Annotated in this window: 1 protein-coding gene; it reads right to left on the bottom strand. The window is 45.2% G+C overall.

Translation table 11 applies throughout. From position 1 onward, the window contains the following. Positions 1–326: 326 nt before the first annotated feature. On the bottom strand, positions 327–1,349 hold the full coding sequence (locus GPLA_RS16280; protein ID WP_007106051.1) for an IS110 family RNA-guided transposase: 1,023 nt from the start codon (positions 1,347–1,349) through the stop codon (positions 327–329). Positions 1,350–1,441 lie beyond the last annotated feature (92 nt).

Raw genomic sequence — 1,441 nt, 5'->3', positions numbered from 1 at the left:
AAGACATATATGGACGCTCCACTTCCGTCAAGGCAATATTAAACTGAGCCACCTGTTGGTGGCTTTTTATATCTTTCACCTTCATCTAAGTCTGTTGACGCTAATGAATAAAGGGTTGTGCTGACATATATTCGGCCTATTCTGAAAACGACATTATCGGTGTGTTTTCTGGCCCTGATGAGATCCGCACTTACCTGTCTCAAACACCCACTCGGTTTTAAAAACCTTGTCTAGTACAGACTATCGGTAAGTGCGGGAAACCCGCTTTTACATCATGTTGTCGTCAACCATGGCTTAGTTTTGTCTTATCTGCAGTGACTGTTTCATTAAGCTGCGAAGGCTCTATAGTCTTCGTTTCTATGCAGTAATATCCAGGCCAATCTAGCTAGTCGATTGGCAATCGCGACAGCCGCTTTGTTCTTCCCTCTGCGCTCTACAATCTGATTTATCCAGATGGATAGCTTGTCATGTTTCTTTTTCGCCCGATGAATAAGTGAGCGGGCACCATGTATTAATTGCTTACGCAAATACGGATTACCCCGTTTGGTAATGCCTGTATTGTAGGATTTTTCACCGCTGGCGTATTGTCTGGGTGTGACGCCCAACCAGACTGAGAGCTCTCGAGGTTTAGCAAATTGGCAGGCATTGCCAATGGATGCATACAGTGCAGTGGCATTAATAAAGCCAATGCCGGGTAACGTCATGAGGCGCTGACATAAGGCGTTCTGATTGACGTACGCTTTGAGCTGTTTATCAATGGATAAACAGCGCTCAGACAAGGTGTCATATTCGTTTTTTACATCTATCAATTGGTGTTTCATACGCAGACTAATGCGTATATCGGCCGGGTCAATGAGCGTGGGAAGGCTGTGCGCAAAATGAATTAATCCAACGGGGATGATGACGCCGTATTCACTTAACAATCCGCGAGTCTGATTGATAATACTGGTACGTCTTGATATCAACTTATCGCGTATACGATGCAGGGCCTGAATATCTTGCTGCTCAACCGTCTTAAGGGGGACAAACTGAATGTTCGGGCGCCATGAAGCTTCAGCGATAGCGATCGCATCATTGTGGTCGTTCTTGTTACCCCGAACAAAGGGTTTAACGTGTTGGGCGGGAATGAGGCGCACTTCATGACCCATACTGTCAAACAGTCGCGCCCAGTAATGGGATGAGTAACAAGCTTCCATGGCGACAACAGCTCCCTTTTGATTAGCCATCAACTCAATCAATTTCTGGCGAGAAACTTGTTTATTCACCGTGACCTTACGCTCAGGTGAAAGGATACAAAGTTGGAAGACATTCTTTGCTAAATCAATGGCAATGGTATTAAGATTATTCATGTGACGCTCCTAAGTATTAACTGTTGTTTCGCACATTCAGTTTGGCGCATATTGACGCCGATACTACTTGGGAGCGTCCATCTCATCACCCA

Source organism: Paraglaciecola polaris LMG 21857, assembly GCF_000315055.1.
In the GTDB taxonomy this organism is placed as follows: Bacteria; Pseudomonadota; Gammaproteobacteria; order Enterobacterales; family Alteromonadaceae; genus Paraglaciecola; species Paraglaciecola polaris.
Note: the sequence above shows the minus strand (reverse complement) of the source record. Positions and strands in the feature narration are given on the sequence as shown.

Coding starts and splice junctions, on each gene's coding strand:
- GPLA_RS16280 (WP_007106051.1), bottom strand. CDS start 1,349: ATGAATAATCTTAATACCATTGCCATTGATTTAGCAAAGAATGTCTTC.